Origin of the sequence: Ferrimonas futtsuensis DSM 18154, assembly GCF_000422645.1 — a bacterium.
Taxonomy (GTDB): domain Bacteria; phylum Pseudomonadota; class Gammaproteobacteria; order Enterobacterales; family Shewanellaceae; genus Ferrimonas; species Ferrimonas futtsuensis.
Genome location: NZ_AUGL01000007.1, coordinates 69,047 through 88,336 on the forward strand (window position 1 = coordinate 69,047; position 19,290 = coordinate 88,336).

At 60.7% G+C, this 19,290-nt stretch carries 21 protein-coding genes; 7 read left to right on the plus strand and 14 right to left on the minus strand.

Translation table 11 applies throughout. The features are described 5' to 3' along the window. Positions 1 to 18: 18 nt before the first annotated feature. On the minus strand, positions 19 to 1,689 hold the full coding sequence (locus tag G505_RS0105360) for a methyl-accepting chemotaxis protein (protein WP_035385111.1): 1,671 nt from the start codon (positions 1,687 to 1,689) through the stop codon (positions 19 to 21). 299 nt (positions 1,690 to 1,988) lie between these two features. On the opposite strand from G505_RS0105360, the gene G505_RS0105370 reads away from it, so the two are divergent. Continuing rightward, on the plus strand, positions 1,989 to 2,240 hold the full coding sequence (locus G505_RS0105370) for a hypothetical protein (protein WP_028108640.1): 252 nt from the start codon (positions 1,989 to 1,991) through the stop codon (positions 2,238 to 2,240). Here the strand turns inward: G505_RS0105370 and G505_RS0105375 are convergent. The 7 genes from G505_RS0105375 to G505_RS0105405 form a co-directional block, all read right to left on the minus strand. Continuing rightward, entirely contained in the window at positions 2,233 to 3,423 is a 1,191-nt protein-coding gene (locus G505_RS0105375) for a methyltransferase (protein ID WP_028108641.1), read from the minus strand. The two genes, G505_RS0105370 and G505_RS0105375, sit on opposite strands and share 8 nt — an antisense overlap. A 60-nt stretch (positions 3,424 to 3,483) precedes the next feature. Further along, positions 3,484 to 3,858, minus strand: a complete 375-nt coding sequence (locus tag G505_RS0105380; RefSeq protein ID WP_028108642.1) for a glutaredoxin family protein — start codon at positions 3,856 to 3,858, stop codon at positions 3,484 to 3,486. Between the two features lie 148 nt (positions 3,859 to 4,006). After that, positions 4,007 to 4,840, minus strand: coding sequence for a mechanosensitive ion channel family protein (locus G505_RS0105385; protein ID WP_028108643.1), 834 nt, complete (start codon positions 4,838 to 4,840; stop codon positions 4,007 to 4,009). A 5-nt stretch (positions 4,841 to 4,845) separates the two neighbouring features. Then, complete coding sequence (locus G505_RS0105390; protein WP_028108644.1) at positions 4,846 to 5,358, minus strand: OmpA family protein; 513 nt, start codon at positions 5,356 to 5,358, stop codon at positions 4,846 to 4,848. A 53-nt stretch (positions 5,359 to 5,411) separates the two neighbouring features. Continuing rightward, positions 5,412 to 6,002, minus strand: a complete 591-nt coding sequence (locus tag G505_RS20660; RefSeq protein WP_157509065.1) for an SOS response-associated peptidase — start codon at positions 6,000 to 6,002, stop codon at positions 5,412 to 5,414. Between the two features lie 2 nt (positions 6,003 to 6,004). Beyond that, positions 6,005 to 6,610, minus strand: coding sequence for a DUF924 family protein (locus G505_RS0105400; RefSeq protein WP_028108645.1), 606 nt, complete (start codon positions 6,608 to 6,610; stop codon positions 6,005 to 6,007). Positions 6,611 to 6,692: 82 nt separating this feature from the next. Continuing rightward, positions 6,693 to 7,262 carry a DUF4136 domain-containing protein gene (locus G505_RS0105405; protein WP_051215914.1) on the minus strand — a complete coding sequence of 190 codons (570 nt, stop codon included), beginning with the start codon at positions 7,260 to 7,262 and terminating at the stop codon, positions 6,693 to 6,695. A 215-nt stretch (positions 7,263 to 7,477) separates the two neighbouring features. On the opposite strand from G505_RS0105405, the gene G505_RS0105410 reads away from it, so the two are divergent. Further along, positions 7,478 to 8,017, plus strand: a complete 540-nt coding sequence (locus G505_RS0105410) for a BPSL1445 family SYLF domain-containing lipoprotein (protein WP_028108647.1) — start codon at positions 7,478 to 7,480, stop codon at positions 8,015 to 8,017. 11 nt (positions 8,018 to 8,028) lie between these two features. On the opposite strand, the gene G505_RS0105415 is transcribed toward G505_RS0105410, so the two are convergent. Next, complete coding sequence (locus G505_RS0105415; RefSeq protein ID WP_028108648.1) at positions 8,029 to 8,790, minus strand: sporulation protein; 762 nt, start codon at positions 8,788 to 8,790, stop codon at positions 8,029 to 8,031. Between the two features lie 71 nt (positions 8,791 to 8,861). Between G505_RS0105415 and yciH the strand changes: the two genes are divergently transcribed. The 3 genes from yciH to ruvX are packed head-to-tail and all read left to right on the plus strand — an operon-like array spanning position 8,862 to position 10,181. Continuing rightward, a complete protein-coding gene (yciH, locus tag G505_RS0105420) occupies positions 8,862 to 9,191 on the plus strand; it encodes a stress response translation initiation inhibitor YciH (RefSeq protein WP_028108649.1) in 330 nt (109 codons plus the stop codon). Positions 9,192 to 9,201: 10 nt separating this feature from the next. Continuing rightward, positions 9,202 to 9,765 (plus strand): YqgE/AlgH family protein, encoded by a 564-nt coding sequence (locus G505_RS0105425; protein WP_028108650.1) that lies wholly within the window; start codon positions 9,202 to 9,204, stop codon positions 9,763 to 9,765. After that, positions 9,762 to 10,181, plus strand: coding sequence for a Holliday junction resolvase RuvX (ruvX, locus tag G505_RS0105430; protein ID WP_028108651.1), 420 nt, complete (start codon positions 9,762 to 9,764; stop codon positions 10,179 to 10,181). Before G505_RS0105425 ends, ruvX begins: the two co-directional genes overlap by 4 nt. Positions 10,182 to 10,243: 62 nt before the next feature. On the opposite strand, the gene thrC is transcribed toward ruvX, so the two are convergent. The 4 genes from thrC to G505_RS0105450 all read right to left on the minus strand — a co-directional run bounded on the left by thrC (position 10,244) and on the right by G505_RS0105450 (position 15,831). Continuing rightward, positions 10,244 to 11,515, minus strand: coding sequence for a threonine synthase (gene thrC, locus G505_RS0105435; protein WP_028108652.1), 1,272 nt, complete (start codon positions 11,513 to 11,515; stop codon positions 10,244 to 10,246). A 5-nt stretch (positions 11,516 to 11,520) separates the two neighbouring features. Next, entirely contained in the window at positions 11,521 to 12,456 is a 936-nt protein-coding gene (thrB, locus tag G505_RS0105440; protein ID WP_028108653.1) for a homoserine kinase, read from the minus strand. 1 nt (position 12,457) lies between these two features. After that, entirely contained in the window at positions 12,458 to 14,908 is a 2,451-nt protein-coding gene (gene thrA / locus G505_RS0105445; RefSeq protein WP_028108654.1) for a bifunctional aspartate kinase/homoserine dehydrogenase I, read from the minus strand. Between the two features lie 242 nt (positions 14,909 to 15,150). After that, positions 15,151 to 15,831, minus strand: coding sequence for a tRNA/rRNA methyltransferase (locus G505_RS0105450; RefSeq protein ID WP_028108655.1), 681 nt, complete (start codon positions 15,829 to 15,831; stop codon positions 15,151 to 15,153). 142 nt (positions 15,832 to 15,973) lie between these two features. On the opposite strand from G505_RS0105450, the gene aceK reads away from it, so the two are divergent. Then, the gene (gene aceK / locus G505_RS0105455; RefSeq protein ID WP_028108656.1) at positions 15,974 to 17,671 is read left to right on the plus strand and encodes a bifunctional isocitrate dehydrogenase kinase/phosphatase; all 1,698 of its coding nucleotides are present in this window, start codon (positions 15,974 to 15,976) and stop codon (positions 17,669 to 17,671) included. Positions 17,672 to 17,770: 99 nt separating this feature from the next. Then, positions 17,771 to 18,346 (plus strand): peptidylprolyl isomerase, encoded by a 576-nt coding sequence (gene slyD, locus G505_RS0105460; RefSeq protein ID WP_028108657.1) that lies wholly within the window; start codon positions 17,771 to 17,773, stop codon positions 18,344 to 18,346. 86 nt (positions 18,347 to 18,432) lie between these two features. On the opposite strand, the gene G505_RS0105465 is transcribed toward slyD, so the two are convergent. After that, positions 18,433 to 19,287, minus strand: a complete 855-nt coding sequence (locus G505_RS0105465; protein WP_028108658.1) for a universal stress protein — start codon at positions 19,285 to 19,287, stop codon at positions 18,433 to 18,435. Between the last annotated feature and the right edge of the window lie 3 nt (positions 19,288 to 19,290).

Here is a 19,290-nt window from a genome sequence, read left to right on the forward strand (position 1 = left end):
CGTGACTCCGGCCTTTTTCTATCCCGCTTCCGGCAACCTGAAATGATCGATGGCGTTTCTCAGTTGACTGGCGGTGGCAGTCAGTTGCTCACTCGCAGCAGCAACCTGCTGAATCTGTTGGGCATTCCCCTCCGAGGCATCACTGACCCGAACCACGTTAACGTTGATCTCCTCCACCACCCCACTCTGCTGCTCGGCGGCGCTGGCGATCTGGGTGTTCATCTCGTTCACCTGTTGAATGGCGTCATTCATCTGCGACATCAGCTCGCTGAAGCGACCGGACAACTCCATGGTGCGCCCGCCGAGATCGCAGCTGCGTTGAATGGTTTGGACCGCCTCATGGGTTCCCGAACGAAATTGTTCAATCATTGACTCAATCTCTGTGGTGGACTCATGGGTGCGCTGAGCCAGATGACGCACTTCATCGGCCACTACCGCAAACCCCCTGCCCTGTTCACCGGCCCGCGCCGCCTCGATGGCCGCATTGAGTGCCAGCAGATTGGTCTGCTCGGCGATCCCCTTGATCACCTCCAACACAGTGCCAATGTTGTGGCTGTTCTCCTCCAGGGCTCCCATCACCGCACCGCTCTGATTCAGGCTCTCCACTAACTGTTCCGTATGCCCCATCGCCTCCAGGTTGGCCTGCTGGCTCTCCTGAGATCTCTGAGTCGCCTCCCCGGTGGCCGCCTGAGTGGCCGACGCACTGCGTGCCACCTCCTGAGCGCTTGAGGCCATCTCATTCACGGCGGTGGCCACCTGGGTCACCTCATCGGTCTGACGACTGACGTTACTTTGTACCTCGCTGCTGGACACAGATAGAGAACCTGCGGCTTGTGCCACTTCCCGGGTGGAGTGCCTGACACCGATTAACAGTTGGGCCACGGTGTGGCGGGTCCTCTCCATGGCACAGAGCAGCTCGCCAAGCTCTCCGGGCTCATCTTTGGCTACGGGACGACTGAAGTCGCCACCGGCGAGATCTCTTAAAGCTGAAAGCCCCTTATCCAAGCCTCGCATTATCGTCCTGGAGAACCACAGCACCATGGCACAGGCGATCAGCAGAGAGACCAGTGACGCGGATACCGAGATGTACTCCAGGCTGGTGGCCTCCCCCTCAATGCCTGCCAATGCCGACTCGGTCAGTCCGGCCAGTTGATGCAGCAACTCCTCCACTTCGTTGGTCAAGGCCTGGGCCTCCTGCTCTATCGACACGGAGAGCAGGTCGGCCTGACTCAGAGCCCCCTGATCCAGGTGGCCAAACACCTCCTGCACATGCTCCACCCAGCTGCGGTGGTGTGCGCGAAGCTTAACCAGCGAGGCGCCCAGGGCCGCCATCTCGCCAGAACTGCCCTCGAAGAACCGATGCGCACGGCTGAACTCCCGTTCAATTTCCTCATTCATGACCCAGAAGGCCGCAAGAGAGGATTGGTAGCCCGATACTGCCCCCTCTTCCGAGGAGAGCGCCAGGGCATAGCGGAACCCCCGCTCAAACATCACCTCCTGCTCCAGCTGCAGCTCGGTGATTCGTGTGGTCGACGCCACCACAGGCATGTTCCTGTGGGCCACCTCGGCCAGGTGCCCCTCCAGGTTGGTCAGCTTGATGAAGACCGTTGAGGTGGTGAGAAGCTGAATGCCGCAGATCACCACCACCAGCAGCACAAGACGTTGACGAATATTCAGGGAATTAACCATGGGCGCCCTCCTGCTCGGGGCGGCCCGTCTTGCTTTCTGCGTGACCGAAAGATAGGAAAACAGCAGCGGGCATCGCCGCCCGCCCTGTGGGGGTGTCTCTGTGCAACATACGCCACATCCTTGTGATTCTCTGCGCCGATAACCTGGCACTCCCGCCAAGTCAAAAAAAGCCGGAGCGTCAGCCCGGTCCATCAACAAGATTAGCAGAGCTATCAGAAATGCAAGGCGATTTCACAGTTCGCACCGTTCCCGTCTCTGGGATACACTGGGCATCCCGATTCGCCAGAAAGCCGGACGCCATGGCCAGACCCAACAGCAAATTGCCGGATCGTTCGGTTCAGATAAGCTGCAGCCGCTGCCGCACCCAACTGCTGCGCTATCGAAAAGGGGGCAATGGTGCGCTGGTGAAGTGTTTTATTGAGCGAATCACCGAGGATAATACCCAGGAGCCGGGGATCTGTCCCGGCTGTGGCAGTCAATTTGGCCGTCAGACCCTGATTCGGGGGGTGCCCGCCTTGAAGATGGTCGGGGGGAAAGTGAGGGTCAAATAGCCCCAGCCAGAGTCGCCTGAATCAGCAGATTTCGCGGGGTGGCCCTGCGCTCGCAGAACTCGGTCAGTGACACCTGATACCCCTGTTCCTCGAGAAACAGCACCCTGTCCAGAGCCAGCCAGATCTCCAGCGGACGACGAAACAGCTGACGCACCGTCTCCATCTGCTCCACCAGGCTGACCCTGGCTTCCCCTTTCTCGAGAAAATCACCGGCCTGTGTCAGGTCCAGCCCCAATCCCTTGCGCTCACAAGCCCAGTGACAGAAAGCCTCAAACCCCAGGTCCAGCACCGCCTTGGGCACGGTCGGGACCGGCAGGTACCCCCCGCCTCCCTGACTTCGTTGAAGGGAATCAAATCCAAGCCGGTAGCTCAGTTCCAGGCGGCGCCGGCGACGCACCTGGGGCGGGGCGGTGACCGTCTCCTGCAGAGGCAGCTTCAAGTCCATCTTGCTCAGGCTCAGACCGCTTGCCTGAGCCGCTTGGGACTGAGGCTGGTAACTCGCTTCGGGGATCAGGTGGTAACAGCAGGGTGACAGGGAAAGGGATCGGGTGCGACGTTCTGCCCCATGGCGCATCAGGGCCAGGTGAAGCTCACCACAGGCGTGCAGCGCCACCGCATGTTGTTCGCCAGCAAGCAGGGAAGCCGCATCGGCTGTCAGGGCATCCCCCTGAACAAAGCGCTGGGGTTGACCGCTTTTCGACGCCAGCACCTTCCCCTCATCGCATAACCTCTGCTGCCACTCCAGGCTGACCACCTCACGGCCGCTGGCCGCCGCCAGCACCCGTCCCAGATGGCCTTTACCGGCGCACCACTCCAGCCACGGCAGGTCGTGTGCCTGCAGTGCCGAGGCAAAGGCGGTGATCTGCTGCCACTTTCGCCCGGGTACCCCTGTATCCAGACGGGAGGGACAGCGGATCTCACGCCCTTCGCTGATCTCAAGGGACGCCAGCGAGCTGAGCTCAGACACCATAGTCAGATGGGGGGCGAGAAGAGCAAGCAGTGCCGGCGCGTCCTGGCGCAGCGACGTCAGGGTCTCATCAGACTGCTCACCCAGCCAGGAGCACAGAGCGGGAGCCGACGCCAACCAGGGCAGACTCAGCTGTTCGAAAGGCACAAACTGCCACCACTGGCGAGCGGCCAGCAGCAGTTCAGTGAGTCGAAGAAACCTTTGATGATGATCCATGGAAACCCAGGGGCGCAAAAAAACGGCCATTGTAGCCAAAGCCCCCAGGTCAGGAAAGGCCTATCCGGTGGTGCCGTATCGCTCATCCAGATAGGCGATGATGTCACCGGACTCCAGCATCCACTGGCTGCCATCGTCACCGTCAATGCGCAGGCAGGGCACCATCACTTTGCCGGCGTTCTGCTCCAGTTCGGCCCGGTATACCGGATGACGGTTCACATCCCGGGTCTCTATGGGCAGGTTCAGGCGATGCATGGCACGACGAACTTTGATGCAGAAGGGGCAGGCATAGAACTGATAGAGGGCAAGACTCTGTACCTCTTTGGCTACCCTGGCCTGCTCCTCAGGGGAGCGTTTCATCGCCCTGGGGCGGGTCAGAGCATCGCCCAGGGCTATGGTGCGGCCCAGGCCTTCTCGTACAATTTTCAACAGCATTTGCGGATCCTGTAATGGTTACATGGCGCCATTGTACCTAAGGCTCGGCCAAATGGGCAGGGGTCGCATTTTTGCCAGCAAACGTGAAGCGGGTCGCTGTCGCGACCCGCTTTAGTAGGGTTCTCCCAAAACCTGTCAGGGCGGAGGATCACTGATGATCGGCAGGCGACCTCGCAGGCAACTGCTGAACATGCAGGTCCATCTGGGGATAGGGGATACCAACACCGGCTTCATCCAGGGCAACCTTGATGTTGGCCATCAACTGGAAATAGGCGTTCCAGTAATCTGCGCCCTTCACCCAGGGGCGGACCACAAAGTTGACACTGGAATCCGCCAGTTCAGACACTTCAATGGTAGGTGCAGGATCATCAAGCACATACTGGCAGGCCTTGACGGTCTTCGTCAGCACTTCGCGGGTCTGGCGCAGATCCGCGTCATAAGAAACCCCGATCACCAGGTCCACGCGCCGGGTATCCTTGGCACTGTAGTTGACGATGACGCTGCTCATTACCGCCGCGTTGGGGGCGATGATCTTCTTGTTATCCGGTGTTATCAGGGTGGTGGAGAAGATGGAGATCTCTTCAACCACACCGGCCACACCGGCGGCTTCCACGTAGTCTCCGGCCTTGCAGGGGCGGAACACCACCAGCAGCACGCCAGCGGCAAAGTTGGAGAGAGAGCCCTGCAGCGCCAGGCCGACGGCCAGGCCAGCGGCACCCAACACGGCAATCAATGAGGCGGTCTGCACCCCCAACTGAGCCAGAACGGCCACCAGGGTCACCGCCATGATCATCACCGAAATAAGGGCTCCGATAAAGCTGACTGCGGTCTTCTCCACATTCCGCCGGGTCATTACCGCTTCCGCCAGCTTACGCACCAACTTGCTGATCCAGCGACCCACAATGAAGATCACCAGGGCGAACACGATATTCATCCCGTAGGCCATTGCCAGCCCAGGCAACTGCTCCATCCATGCTTCCATATTCCCTACTCTCCCTTAATCAGTTTTAGGGTTATTGGCTGAGCCACCACCTCAACGCGGCGGTTGGCGGCCAGTCCTCGGTCATTTTCCTTCAATGGCTCACTCTCCCCCAGTGCATGGAGGGAAAGTGATCGGCGATCTACGCCATAATTCAGCTCCAGGACTTCGGCTACCGCTTCTGCCCGGGCTCTGGACAGTGTCTGGTTGGTGCCGGCGCCTCCACGCTCATCGGCGTGCCCCTTTACCACCAACTGATGACCCTGCCATTGGCTCATCCAGGGCTGAAGTTTCCTGAGCTGGTCCTGACGCACCACGGACGAACCGCTGTCAAACAGCAGCACCACGGTGCGTGCCTCCTGAGCCGCCTGTGCCGGGCACCCATTGCCGCTGGCTACGGTGGCCGATGTCCTTGGGCAGGCGTCCTTGCTGTCAGGCACACCATCCCCATCTCTGTCCCCGGCAAGGGCCGGGGCAGCTAACACCAAGGTACAGCACAAACATCTGATAAAGAAAGTCATATCTCGCTCCTGGCTTCATCTCAAAGATAGACCAAGCGGAAGCAAAAGGCAGGTTAAAACAGCTGTCCCTGGGTGGGACCGCCACCAGGGTGAGCCAACACATGGAAGGATAGGAGACCACTGCCGAGCTCGGCACTCTGTAACCAGGCTCTGGCCGGCGCCCCGATCAGCGCCACAGGCATCCTGTGGTGATAGTCGGTAAGGGCGGGCGTGGCGGCCTGAGTCACCAGCACCACGGCGCCGTTGGGCAGGGACTCTGCCGGCGGCCACCAGAGCCCGGCAAAACTGAACAGGGAGCGTGAGGCGGAAAAACGGTATGCCTGTTTGCCACTGCCCTCTTTGCGCCACTCAAACCAGCCGGATGCGGGGACCAGGCAGCGCCTGTGAGCCAGAGCCTGACGAAACATCGGCTTTTCCGCCAGAGTCTCGCTGCGGGCATTGATGACGGGCCTGGGCAACCCGGGGTGAGGCAAGCCCCACTGAAACCGTCTCAGGCTGAGTTGGCCGTCCAGTTCCAACAGCGCCGACACCAGTTGGCTGGGACGGATCTCCTCCTGAGGGACCAGTTCAAAGGTGCCCCCATCCATCCCCAATTGCTCCCGGGTGTCATAACCGTCACTCAACTGAAAGAAACGGCCGCACACGGTTACTGACCAAACCTGGGGGCGCCGTCGGCAAGGTAGAGGGCCTCTGCGGCACTGTTTTGCCGCCCTAACACCTGATTCCGGTGGGGAAAACGGCCAAAACGTTCGATGATCTCCAAGTGCAGCTGCTGAAATTTCAGGGTGCCTTCGGCTTCGGTCAGCGCCCTGCCGGTCAGCCCCTGGGTCAGGTCGGTCAACACCTCGACGCCGAGACGCTGGTCCTCCAAAGATTCTGAGTGCTGCAGCGGCATGTAGAAGAACTGCTTCTCCGACAGACTGAGTTCACCGTCCATGCCGGTGGCGATCCCCTCTTTACAGAGCGTCACCGCTTTGGCATCCCCGGCAAAGGCTTCAGCCCGGCCCCGGTACAGGTTTCGGCTGAACTGGTCCAGTACGATGATCAGCGCCAGGCGCCCTCTGGGCTGTTCAGCCCACAGCTCCAGCTCCCCGGTCAGGGCCCGCTGATGAAGCTCACCGAAGTGAACCCGGATCTCCTCGTCGATCACCTCTCCGGCGCCAAACCACAGCTTGCCTTTCGGCTCTTTAGGCAAGCCCTGTTCCAGCTCTCCGAACCAGAAAAACAGCACCTGTTCGACTTCTGGATTCATCCCATCTCCTTGTTCAGTGGCCAAAGTTTGGTTCTGTATTCAGAGCAAAAAACAGGCCGACTTTCAAGTCGGCCTGGGTGAATCACTTCTCTTTGCCGGGTGGATAACCCTCGAAAATGGCGGAAACCACCTTCTGAACCTGCTCAGTCCGCTTCTCCGGCGTCAGGTTCTTCTTCAGGGTGTCGGTGCCGCTGCCACGCCACAGCAACTGCTTGGTCTTGGCATCGATAATGTCAACGACCAGGGTGCCCTCCTTGTACTCGCGAACCCGGGTGTCCGCCTGGACCCCAGTGCCCCAATAGCCGTGACGGCTGTGGTAATAGGGGTAGTAACCAAAACTGGTGTAGAAGGTATCGACGTCGATCTTCTTCTCAACCTGAGTCAGGTAGTTCACCAGCACCTGGGCATCACTGGCGGGCACCTGGGACAAGCCGGCGTTGCTCAGCTGGGCGGTAAGGGCATCCCGGATGCGCCGGTCGTTGAGGCCGTCCATCTGGTACTTGGCCGAACCACTGTCCGGAGTGGCTTCCACCCAGGCCCACTTGGTGAAGCCATCGAACGCCACCTTCTCGTCGTAGTCGTACTCGGTGCTGACCGAGCTGCAGCCCGCCAGCGCCAAAATGCCAATCCAAAGAAACGCGCGCTTCAACATAGTGGGATCCCTATCCGTTAATACACTGTTTATGACCTTAACACAGGGATTCAGGTTCCCTAAAGCCTATCTACCCTCTCAGCCAGCCGCAGTTCAGCAAGGGGCTGTCACTCTAGACTCCTTGCCCGAGCTTCCCCAACCACCCAATTGGTTGTCTATACTTTTTAACAACTTATTAGGATCCCCCGGATCCTTGTTCTTAGGAGTGACAGAGAATGAGAGCGCTGAAGATATGGGTATTCGCACTGATTACCATGACGGTTGGATTCGGTGCCCAGGCCGCCTCAAAAACCGAGATCGACGCCAAGGTCAAAGGGGCGCTGCAGCAACTCTACAAAGAGACGCCGGCGGCGAAAGAGCTGGTGGCCAAGGCTCGAGGGGTACTGGTTCTGCCGGAAGTGTACAAGGCGGGCTTTGGCATCGGCGGCGAATATGGCGAAGGCGCGCTGCTGATCAATGGGACCCCCGCAGATTACTACGCGACCGCGGCGGCCTCTTTCGGCCTGCAGGTAGGCGCCCAGGTTAAGAGTCAGGTGGTGCTGTTTATGACCTCTGAAGCCCTGGACAACTTCCGCAACAGCCAGGGGTGGAAAGCCGGCGTGGATGGCTCCGTGGCCCTGGCCACCCTGGGAGCGGGCGGCACTTTCGACAGCAATACCCTGAGGCAGCCCATCATCGGGTTCATCTTCTCGAATAAGGGGCTGATGTATAACCTCACCTTCGAGGGTTCCAAGTTCACCAAGATCGACCGCTGAGGTCGCTCGATTCAGTCGACCAACAGCTGTTCGATATGCTGCTGCAGGTTCTCCACCAGCTCAGGGGTGAGCCTGCGGCGCTGCCTGTCTCCACTCTCCTCCAATATGCGACTCACCGCCGCCGCCATGCCCCGGCCGGTGCGAGTGACCTCGGCATGCAGGTAAAGCCCCCCTTCTGCGGGCACCACCGCCAGTTCCATCTCTTCGATGCGTCCCTTGAACGGCCCCTCAACCACGCTGTAGTGGAACATCTGCAAATAGGGCGCCGTCACCCTGGCCATGGAGGAGACCGCTTCGGTGTGCACCAAATCCTGGGTAAAACCCAGCCTGGTGATCGCCACCAGCAGGTCCGCGACCAGGGGCTGGGGCACCACCTGAAACAGGTCCTTATCGCTGGGATCCCGGGCCTGACGGATATCCAGGCCGGTAGACAGCCACACTTCGGTGTTCCCCAGGGTCAGGGGAGTGAACTCCGGCAATTGAAACTCGATGGGGATCTCCAGCTCCTCACGGGCACCGACTGTCATCGCCACAGGCAGCTGAAAATGCGCCAACTCCACCTCCTGGGTCTGCACATGGCCATCCTCTCTCTGCTGATAGCGACAGTGGAGAGAGAAGTAGACCCCATGGATGTGCTGACCTATGGAGCCTCCCTTGGCCAGCACCCGGGCGGTCACCCTCTGACCGGGCGAGTAACTGTCGGAGCTCAACAGGGTATCCACCTCGCAGGAGCCCATGCCCATGGAGGAAAGCAGTCGGTTGAAGAGGGACATCGGCGCAGATTTTCCTTTTTCTTCTGTGATTTTGGTAAACTGACAGGCCCATACCTGATAAGCCGCAAGATATGATCTCTAATCAAGACTCGCAACTGGTATATAGCACCGACCAGGGGCGCATTACCCAGGAAGAGACAAAAACCCAACCGCCACAAGGCGATGGTTGGGTTCGCATCCACCTGGACAGAAAGGGCCGAAAAGGCAAAGGAATGATGGTGGTGAAGGGGCTAGGCTTAGAGGACAAGAAGCTCAAGAAGCTGGCCGCCACCCTGAAAAAGAAGATGGGTGTCGGCGGTGCCGTCAAGGAGTTCGACATCGAGATCCAGGGCGACAAACGGGATCAGCTGAAGCAGCTACTGGAACAACAGGGCTTCAAGGTCAAACTGGCTGGAGGTTAAGGAGTTACCCATGCAAAGCCTGAAAGATCACCTGTTGATCGCCATGCCCTCACTGCAGGACAAGGTGTTCAAGCGCTCGGTTACCTACCTCTGTGAACACGACGAAGAGGGGGCCATGGGGCTGATCATCAACCATCCCATAGGACTGGCGCTGGACGAGTTGTTGAAAAAGATGGAGCTGCAGGAGGAGGGGTTTGTCCTGCCCAGTAGTCTGGCCAACCAGGTGCTGCTCGGCGGGCCGGTGACGCCGGATCGCGGCTTCGTCCTCCACAGCAGCGAACGCAACTTCGCCAACAGCCGTCGCATCAACAATGAGCTTACCGTCACCTGCTCCAAGGATGTCCTCGACTGCCTGGGACAGGGAGAGGCGCCGGACCACTATCTGGTGGCCCTGGGGTACGCCGGATGGGAAGCGGGCCAGCTGGAGCAGGAGATCCTGGAAGGGTCCTGGCTGACCATTCCCGCCACCCCGGAACTGCTGTTTACAGTGCCCCATAAGGATCGCTGGGCCGCCGCGACTCGAGCTCTGGGCATCGACGCCTGGCAACTCTCCGGGGAGATTGGCCACGCATGAGTGACACCATTCTCGGATTCGACTTCGGCACCAAGGCGATCGGCGTCGCCATCGGCCAGAGCATCACCGGCACCGCCCAGCCCCTGTGCGGCCTCAAGGCCAATGACGGCATCCCCAACTGGGATGAGGTCGCCAAGCTGTTTGCCGAGTGGCAACCCAGCCTGGTGGTTGTGGGCCTGCCCCTGAACATGGACGGCACCGAACAGGAGCTGACCCTGAGGGCGCGCAAGTTTGCCAACCGTCTCCACGGACGCTTCGGGGTCAAGGTAGTGACCCAGGATGAACGCCTGACCACCACAGACGCCAAAGCGCACCTGTTTGAGCGTCGCGGATTTCGTGGCCTGAAAAAGTCCGCCATCGACGCCACCTCGGCCGCCCTGATTCTCGAAGGCTATTTCGAGTCCCTCTACGGCTGATAGCTCATTGGCTCAAAAAAAAAAGAGGACGCCACGGCGTCCTCTTTTCATATCTGGGTGACTCAGAGCAGCTTGGCTCTCAGACTCTCGAAGGAGTTGGCCAGAGACTCGCTGAGCAGGGGCTTGACCGCCGCCCGGGCCAGTGCCTCAGGCAGGGGCAGATCCAGGCCCAGCAACTCGTCCACCGACTCCTTGAATTTGGCCGGGTGGGCGGTCCCCAGGAAGATGCCGCACTCCTCCGGATTCAGGGAGAGCGAAAGCGCCCTGCTGGCCACCGCCGCATGGGGCTCAGACAGGTAGCCCCCCTTATGCAGGGCGGTCAGCTGGGTCTCACACTCGGCCTCGGACACGGCCACCCCCTCCAGCTGAGCCAGAGACCAGCCCTTGGCCTGGCACAGGGCCTCGACTCGGGGCCAGTTATTGGGCGCCGACACATCCATGGCGTTGGAGCGGGTGGCCACAGTAGGGCGCACCTCCCACTGGCCGTTGGACAGGTAACGGGGAACGGTGTCGTTGCTGTTGGTGGCGGCAATGAAACGCTTCACCGGCAACCCCATCGCCTTGGCCAGCAAGCCGGCGGTCAGGTTACCGAAGTTGCCACTGGGCACGGAGATCACCGCCTGATGACGGCGCTCCTGGGGCAGCTGCGCCACCGCCTCGAAGTAGTAGCAGATCTGCGCCAGCAGCCGGGCGATGTTGATGGAGTTGGCGGAGTTCAGCCCAATCGCCTTCTTGAGGGGTTCATCCTCAAACGCCGCCTTCACCAGGGACTGACAGTCATCGAAACTGCCGGCCACCGACAGGGTCTGAATGTTGCTTCCCAGGGTGCAGAACATCTTCTCCTGCAGGGGACTGATGCGTCCCTCGGGGTAGAGAATCACCACCTTGATGTTGTCCAGGCCGTAGAAGGCATCGGCCACGGCGGCACCGGTGTCCCCCGAGGTGGCGGTCAGGATGGTCAGAGACTCCTCCCCCGCCAGGTGGGACAGCACCCGCGCCAGGAAGCGGGCACCAAAGTCCTTGAAGGCCAGGGTGGGGCCGTGGAACAGCTCCAGGCAGTATTGGCGATCACACACCTGGGCCAGGGGCGCCTCGAAAGTGAAGGCATCCCGCACCAGGGAGGCGACGGTCTCCTCACCCAACTCCTCGCCCAGCCAGGCGTTGAGAATGGCCACAGAGCGATCCACAAAGGGCATCGCCAGCAGCTCATCCACGTTGTCCAGCTTGGGCAGGCTTGAAGGGAAAAACAGCCCGCGGTCCCTGCCCAGTCCCTGGCGCACGGCCTGGGAGAAGCTGACGGTCTGATCGGGATGTTTCAGGTTATAGAGTTCCATGATGGTTACTTCTCGCTCTGGTAGATAACCCCATCCTCCGCCAGCCGGCAGATATGGGCGAAGCCCCTGGCATTGGCCAGGTAACAGGTGTCCAGGTAGTGCTTGGCCCGCTGGGCGCTCTCTTTATCGCGGCAGACGGCAAACAGGGTTGGGCCGGATCCGGAGATGCCTACGGCGTCGGCCCCCAATTCAGCCAGGGCGGACTTGGCCGCCACAAACCCGGGGATGTGGGCCGCCCGATGGGGCTCCGCCAGCTCATCTTTAAGCATGGCCAAGGCTTGCGCCTGGTCCTGGCGATAGCAGGCATCCACAAAAGCCGCCAGATTCTGGCCAAAGGCGATGGTGGTGCCCTTGTCGTACTGCTCTGGCAGCAGCGCCCGCATCTTGGCGGTGGACAGGCTGATCCCCGAATAGGCCACCACCCAGTACCAGTCATCGAAGGCGGGGAGCTTGCGGGCAAAATCCGCCACCATCAATTGCAGGCCGCCAAGGTAGCTGGGCGCCACGTTGTCGTAGTGGATGGAGCCGGAGATCTGTCCCTCCAGCTCCCCCATCAGCTTGAGCAGCTCAACCTCACTCAGGGGATCATCGAAAAAACGATTGAGTGCGGCACAGGCGGCCACCACAGAGCTGGCACTGGATCCCAGGCCGCTGCCCACCGGCAGGTTCTTCTCCAGGGTCAGCGCCAAGGGCTGGGGCGCCAGGCCGCTGGCATCGAAGAACGCCTCCACCGCCTTGAGCACGATATTCTGAGACGGATCTCTGGGCAGCACATCCTCATAGGGGCCACAGCAGGCAAACGCCGGCGTCTCTGCGTCCTCCACGCTGACGCGATCGCCAAGACGACTGCCATCCACAGGTTGCAGGGCGGCGCCGAGCAGATCGAAGCCCACACTGACGTTGCCCATGGACGCGGGGGCGTACGCGGTCACTTTAGCCATCTCAGCCCTCCTTCTGCCAAGCTTGGGTACGCAGGATATCGGCAAAGACACCAGCCGCGGTCACCGCAGTTCCGGCACCGTATCCGCGCAGCACAAAGGGCAGAGGCTGATAGTAGCGACTGTAGAAGGCCAGAGCGTTCTCGCCCCCCTTGATGGCGTACAGCGGATGCTGGGGTCCCACGGCCTGAACCGCCACCTTACAGCTGCCGTCCGCTTCGATGGCGCCTACATAGCGCAGCACCTTATTCTCGGCTTGGGCGGCAGCCACCATCTGAGCCACCTCGGCGTCCGCCTGGGGCAGATTGGCCATGAAGGTGTCGGTGTCCCCACTGGCGTCGAAGGAGGCGGGGAGCACACTCTCCACCTGGATATCGTCCATCTCCAACTCCAGGCCGGCCTCCCGAGCCAGGATCAGTACCTTGCGCGCCACGTCCATGCCCGCCAGATCCTCTCTGGGATCCGGCTCGGTGAAGCCCTTCTCCCGCGCTCGGGTGGTGGCGTCGGAGAGGGACACCCCCTCCTCCAGCAGACCAAAGATGTAGGACAGGGAGCCGGATAGGATGCCGCCGAAGCTGTGCAGCTCATCACCGGCACGCAGCAGCCCCTGCAGGTTGTCGATGACCGGCAGTCCGGCCCCCACATTGGTTTCATAGAGGAACTGGCGACGCTGGCGGCGTGCGACCTGGCGCAGTTCACGGTAGTAGGCCATATCGGCGGTGTTGGCCTTCTTGTTGGGGGTCACCACGTGCAGGCCGGCGTTCATGGCATCCAGATAACGGGCCCCCAGGGCGTCGCTGGCACTGCAATCCACCAGCACCGGGTTGGTCAGCTTGGCGTCGTGGGCAAAGGCAAACAGCGCCTCCAGGCACATGGGCTGTCCCTTGACCTCGAGTTGTTCCCGCCAGTTGTCCAGGTCAAGGCCATGGGGGGCCAGCAGCATCTGCCGGGAGTTGGCCACCCCACAGACCCGCAGCGCCACATGATGGTCATTCAGCGCCTGCTGCTGCTGATTGATCTGACTGAGCAGTTCGGCGCCCACCTGACCACAGCCCACCAGCAGCACATCCACATAGAGGCGGCTGTCGAAGAAGTTCTGGTGGCAGATGCGCAGGGCGGCGGCGGCGTCATCGTTGCGGATGACCGCCGAGATCGCCCGCTCCGAGCTGCCCTGGGCAATGGCGGCGATGTTGATGGAGGCCTGGGCCAAGGAGCGGAAGAAGCGGGCCGCCACCCCCTTGCGTGTCTTCATGCCATCGCCCACCAGGGTGACGATGGCCATGCCGGGCATCAGTTCCAGGGGATCGAGCATCTCACTCTTCAGTTCCAGGGCAAAGGTCTCCTCCAGGGCCTGTACCGCCAGCTCCTGATCCTGCTCCTCCACACAGAAGGAGATGGAGTACTCAGAGGAGCTCTGGGTGATCAGACTGACCGACACACCGGCCAGGCTCATGGCATCAAATACCCTGGCGGCCATGCCAACCATCCCCTTCATTCCGGGGCCGGACACACTGATCATGGTCTGTTCCGCCAGGTGGCTGACCGCCTTCACCGCATCGCTGCCCGCCCCCTCCTGATGAATCAGGGTACCCAGGGCCTGGGGGTTCAAGGTATTACGGATACGGCAGGGGATCTGGTGCTGGGCGATGGGTGCGATGGTTCTGGGGTGCAGCACCTTGGCACCGAAGTAGGAGAGCTCCATCGCCTCCTTGTAGCTCATCTCCTCCAGCAGGCGGGCATCGGGCACCAGGCGGGGATCCACACTGTACACCCCGTCCACGTCGGTCCAGATTTCGCAGCTGTCGGCGTGAAGGCAGGCGGCCAGGGCGGCGGCGGAGTAATCTGAACCATTGCGGCCCAGGGTCACGGTCTGCCCTTCCTGGTTGCAGGCGGTAAAGCCGGGCATCACCCAGAAGCGGTACTCACCCACGGGCAGGGAAGCCAGACGCTGACGGGAGGCTTCGATGTCCACCTGGGCATCCAGGGCTTCCCCCTTGGCCATCAGGTATCGTCTTGGCTCCAGGAAGGCGCAACGCTCACCCCGAGCAGAGAGCAGGGCCATCATCATGTGCACCGACAGGCGCTCCCCGACCACCATCACTTCCGCCACCACCTCATCGGGACAGCGCCCCAACAGCGCCACACCCTGAAGCTTTTGAGCCACCTGATCCAGCTCCTGCTGCCACAGGACCATCAGGGCTTCGCGCGCTTCCAGATCCAGTTCGGCGCCGCCACTGAGCTCATCCAGGGTCTGACGGACCGGATTCAGCAACTCATCACTGTAGCCGGCCACCGCTCGATAGACCGCCGACTCCAGGGCATTGGTGACCCCTTTGGGAGCCGACAACACCAACGCCAGAGAGAACCCCTCGACGCTCTCCTGTGCCAGAGTCGCCACCTGGGCGAACCGCTCCGCACTGGCCAGGGAAGAGCCCCCGAACTTCATCACCTTCATCTCGTCTCTCCTGTTGTGCCCTGCCCAAAACGAAGAAAGCCCGCTTTGGGAGCGGGCTTTCTGGTAACTGATTCTGTGGTTTCTTCAGATACTAGCAGCCCGCCCCGCGACCGGTGGTACCGGTGCCGGTAATCACGATAATGGTGGTGATTACAGCCTGCATATTTAGCATTGTTTTCTGAATAAACCTTTAAATTTGTCGTACCTGTTACTTGAACTGAATGGCGCAGAAGAGTCAAGGACTATTTTTTCAGTGCCTTTTCGATGTCCCCCACCAGGGTGTGAGCCATTGACACATCCCTTTGATTAAAAAGGGCCAATCGATCTTTCAGCCAGAGGCGGAGGGGATCATTCTCTGCAACGTTTAAATCATTCATCAAGGTTATGGAGCGCTGTTTCAGCGCCGACAGCGGCCCTTCGCCGGCGGTATCGGGCAGGGGAGCCTGGGGAACCCGAGAGAACTCATAGGCGTAAAGCATGGCCGCCTGGGCCAGATTCAGGGAGGGATAGGGATTCGCCAGGGGGATGGTGGTCAGCAGATCCGCCAGGGCCAGATCCGCATTGGACAGGCCCGACTCCTCGCAGCCGAACACCAGGGCAACCCTTGGGGCGGCCTCACCCAGGGCCCGCACCTTCTCCACCGCCTGGGCAGGGGAGTGCAGCACCCGTTTGTCGCCCCGGCGACGAGCGGTACTGGCGATCACCAGATCCTGGTCGGCCACAGCTTCCGCCAGCGTCGCGAACCCCTCAGCCTGGCTCAGCAGCTCCTGACTGCCATGGGCCACCCAGCCCGCTTCCTGACTCAGGTGGGCCTGGGAAGCCACAACCCTCAGCCGTTCAAACCCCATGGTCTTCATGGCACGGGCTACCGCTCCCACATTTTCCCCCCGAGCGGGGGCCACCAGAATAAAGGTCAGTTCCACAATCTCTCCTCGTGCTAGGACCGCGATTGCGCCAAGGGTAATGAAATCCCATTGAGAAGCAAGGTTGGTGACGGTAGGTTAGAGGGTGCAGGGGCGAAGATCGCACGCCCCAGGTCCCGCAGTCAGGTAAGGAGTACCACAGATGGACAAGGGCACCCCAAAACGGCTCGCCTACCGTATTCTCACCGGGTTTGATCAACACTACCGGCTCTTTTCCCGGGTCAATGCCGGCGCGCCGGAGCGATTTCTCAGTGCGGACTGGGCCGGAGTTCAGCGCGCCCAGAAGCAACGAATCCGCTTCTACAGCCAGCGGGTATCGGAGACCGTGGCCGCCCTGATGGCCAGGCTGGACAGCCCCACCATCTCCACTGAACTGTGGCGCGCCGCCAAGAGCGAATACAGCGACCTGCTGCAGGGCCACCCCCAGGCAGAGCTGGCAGAGACCTTCTTCAACTCGGTATTCGCCCGGCTGTTTCGCCACCGGGGCCTGGACAATCAGCACCTGTATATCCACACCGCCAGTGCCCGCCGCGCCCCCTTTGCCCCCCACAAACTCTGCTGGCGCTTCAGCCTGGGGGAGCGTCCTAAGGAAGCGTTTCGCCGTGCCCTGGGCTACGCCAGGCTGCTGAACGCCTTCGAAAATATTGACCAGGATCTGGCCAGGCTGCATCAACGGTTGGAACCCGTCATGGCCCGGCTGAAAGCCCATGATGTGGAATTTCTCAAACCGGTGTTCTATCGCAACAAAGGCGCCTATCTGGTGGGACGGCTTATCGGTCACCGGGGAGAATCCCCGCTGATCCTGCCCATCCGCCATGGAGAAGCGGGGCTGGCCCTGGATGCGGTGATCACCCGCCAGGATGACTGCTCGGTGATATTCAGTTTTACCCGGGCCTACTTTATGGTGGAAACCGACCGCCCTGCCCTGTTGCTGCGCTACCTGCGTCACCTGATGCCCAACAAATCCTGGGCGGAACTCTACACCGCCATCGGCCTGCAGAAACACGGCAAGACCGAGTTTTACCGCTCCTTCCTCAGCCACCTCAATACCAGCAGCGACCAGTTTGTCATCGCACCGGGGATCAAGGGAATGGTCATGAGCGTGTTCACCCTGCCCTCTTACGATGTCGTATTCAAACTGATCAAGGACAGCTTCGCCCCGCCAAAGGAGAGCAGCAAGGCGGAGGTGATGGAGAAGTACAACCTGGTGAAGGAGCACGACAGGGTGGGCCGGATGGCCGACACCCAGGAGTTTCGCAACTTCGCCTTTCCCCGACACAGGTTCAGCCCGGCCCTGCTGGACGAGCTGCTGACCTGTGCCCCCTCTGAGGTGGAGCTGGATGGCGACCGAATCATCATCCGTCACCTCTATATCGAGCGGCGGATGACGCCGTTGAACATCTACCTCGATGGTGCCGACGACCTCCACCTGCACCGGGCCATCGGCGAGTATGGCAACGCCATAAAACAACTGGCCGCCGCCAACATCTTCCCCGGGGACATGCTGTTTAAGAACTTCGGGGTCACCCGCCATGGTCGGGTGGTGTTTTACGACTACGACGAAATCGACTATATGACCGACTGCAATTTCCGGGTGATTCCGCCCCCACGCTATCCGGAAGATGAGATGGCGGCCGAACCCTGGTACTCGGTGGGCCCCAAGGACATCTTCCCGGAGGAGTTTGGCCGCTTCCTGCTGGGGCGTGCGGAGATCCGCAAGAGCTTTATGGCCCAGCACAGGGATCTGCTCCAGGCCAGCTACTGGCAGGGGTTGCAAAGCCAGATCCGCGACGGGATCTACCCGGATATCCGCCCCTACCGCCAGGAGTGTCGCCTCTGATCCCCCTTTGGAGGTAAAAATGTTGCCTCAGTCATGGTGCAGCAAGGGTGAAAGCCGTATGATTTGGCCTTTTACACTCATCTGTTTTTGGAGTTCCGGATGAAAATTGCTGCCAATACCGTCGTTACCATGCACTACCGTCTGCGTGACGGCGAAGGCGAACTGATCGAAGACTCCTTCGGCGGTCAGCCTATGCAGTACCTGCATGGGGCCAACAACCTGATCCCAGGCCTGGAAGCACAACTGGCTGACAAGGCTGCCGGCGACAAACTGGACGCCTCTGTGGCCCCTGAAGAAGCCTATGGTCCATACCAGGAGGGGCTGAAACAGGAGGTGCCTCTGGCTGCCTTCGGTGACATCGAAGACATCACCCCCGGCATGCGCTTTATGGCGGAAACCGATCAGGGTCCGGCTCCTGTGGTTGTCGCTGAAGTGCGTGACGACACCGTAGTGGTCGACGGCAACCACCCTCTGGCTGGCGTAACCCTGCAGTTCGAAGTGGAAGTGGTTGAAGTACGTACCGCGACCGAAGAGGAGATCGCTCACGGTCACATCCACGCCGCCGGCGGCTGCGGCGGTGGTTGCAGCGACAAGGGTGATGACCATGAATGCTGTGGCGGCACCGGCGAGTGCGGTGACCACGGCGAAGGCAAGGGCGGCTGCGGCTGCCACTAAGGCTTAGCCTCTCGATAAAACGGCAGCTCAGGCTGCCGTTTTTTATTGCCTGAAGAGCGTCGTTGAGAGTTCCCCCCAGCGCCAGACTATTGATCGAACTGGGGCACCACCAGCAGGTGGCTGTGCATCTTACTGAGGATCTCCTCAGCGGTATTGCCCATCACATAGCCCAGGATCCCCTTGCGCTGACGGGCGCCGATGACGAAATACCCCACCTGCAGCTTATTGGCCAGCTGAGGCAGGCACTGGGTCTCATCCCCAACCATCACATGCACCTGATCCTTGGGCAGCCCTAAAGACTCAAGCAGCAGCGCATTGTTTCGATAGACATCCTTCACCAGTTGCCTGGTATCGACCACCTCCAGGTCCCGAATCACCCGGGACAGATGCACCACGTAGGCCAGGTGCAGCTCACCGCCGGTGGCCTTCACCAGCTGCTTGGCATGATGGAGCAGCTGCTGATTCAACATCTGCTTGGCGTCACTCTTGCTACCGAGATCCAGAGCCACCAGCACATCCTGGGCCCTGGCCCTGTGGTTGTCGGTGAACAGCATCAGCGGCACCCGGGTCTGGCGGATCAGGTGCCAGTCTGTGGGCAGCAGATGGTCACTCTTACGGTAGGACTTGACGATCATCGAGGCCCCCTGGTCGGCCAGGTCCGCCACGTCCTCGGCCAGGTATTTTGCCCAGCGAACCGTTACAGGCACTCCTCCTCCCAGCTGAGACAGCCGGGTGTGCAGCTTATCGTCCAGATCGCTCATCAAGCGATTCTTAATGGACTCCACCAGCTCCTGGGTCATCCCATCGGTGGTGGGCATCGATTCGTGGCAGTACCCCACCACCTCCGCGTCCATCTGCAGTGTTTGTGCTAATTCCACTCCCTTGGCCAAGGCGTCAAATTGGTCGTCGTCCCTGGGAGCCACGATCAAGATCTTGCTCATAGT

Excerpts from the sequence above, each read along its gene's own strand:
- thrB (WP_028108653.1), bottom strand. The coding sequence starts at position 12,456 with ATGGCTAAAGTGACCGCGTACGCCCCCGCGTCCATGGGCAACGTCAGT.
- aceK (WP_028108656.1), top strand. The coding sequence starts at position 15,974 with ATGGACAAGGGCACCCCAAAACGGCTCGCCTACCGTATTCTCACCGGG.
- G505_RS0105415 (WP_028108648.1), bottom strand. The coding sequence starts at position 8,790 with ATGTCCCTCTTCAACCGACTGCTTTCCTCCATGGGCATGGGCTCCTGC.
- yciH (WP_028108649.1), top strand. The coding sequence starts at position 8,862 with ATGATCTCTAATCAAGACTCGCAACTGGTATATAGCACCGACCAGGGG.
- G505_RS0105410 (WP_028108647.1), top strand. The coding sequence starts at position 7,478 with ATGAGAGCGCTGAAGATATGGGTATTCGCACTGATTACCATGACGGTT.
- thrA (WP_028108654.1), bottom strand. The coding sequence starts at position 14,908 with ATGAAGGTGATGAAGTTCGGGGGCTCTTCCCTGGCCAGTGCGGAGCGG.
- G505_RS0105425 (WP_028108650.1), top strand. The coding sequence starts at position 9,202 with ATGCAAAGCCTGAAAGATCACCTGTTGATCGCCATGCCCTCACTGCAG.
- G505_RS0105400 (WP_028108645.1), bottom strand. The coding sequence starts at position 6,610 with ATGAATCCAGAAGTCGAACAGGTGCTGTTTTTCTGGTTCGGAGAGCTG.
- slyD (WP_028108657.1), top strand. The coding sequence starts at position 17,771 with ATGAAAATTGCTGCCAATACCGTCGTTACCATGCACTACCGTCTGCGT.
- thrC (WP_028108652.1), bottom strand. The coding sequence starts at position 11,515 with ATGGAACTCTATAACCTGAAACATCCCGATCAGACCGTCAGCTTCTCC.
- G505_RS0105465 (WP_028108658.1), bottom strand. The coding sequence starts at position 19,287 with ATGAGCAAGATCTTGATCGTGGCTCCCAGGGACGACGACCAATTTGAC.
- G505_RS0105380 (WP_028108642.1), bottom strand. The coding sequence starts at position 3,858 with ATGCTGTTGAAAATTGTACGAGAAGGCCTGGGCCGCACCATAGCCCTG.
- G505_RS0105360 (WP_035385111.1), bottom strand. The coding sequence starts at position 1,689 with ATGGTTAATTCCCTGAATATTCGTCAACGTCTTGTGCTGCTGGTGGTG.
- ruvX (WP_028108651.1), top strand. The coding sequence starts at position 9,762 with ATGAGTGACACCATTCTCGGATTCGACTTCGGCACCAAGGCGATCGGC.
- G505_RS0105390 (WP_028108644.1), bottom strand. The coding sequence starts at position 5,358 with ATGACTTTCTTTATCAGATGTTTGTGCTGTACCTTGGTGTTAGCTGCC.
- G505_RS0105405 (WP_051215914.1), bottom strand. The coding sequence starts at position 7,262 with ATGTTGAAGCGCGCGTTTCTTTGGATTGGCATTTTGGCGCTGGCGGGC.
- G505_RS0105385 (WP_028108643.1), bottom strand. The coding sequence starts at position 4,840 with ATGGAAGCATGGATGGAGCAGTTGCCTGGGCTGGCAATGGCCTACGGG.
- G505_RS0105370 (WP_028108640.1), top strand. The coding sequence starts at position 1,989 with ATGGCCAGACCCAACAGCAAATTGCCGGATCGTTCGGTTCAGATAAGC.
- G505_RS0105375 (WP_028108641.1), bottom strand. The coding sequence starts at position 3,423 with ATGGATCATCATCAAAGGTTTCTTCGACTCACTGAACTGCTGCTGGCC.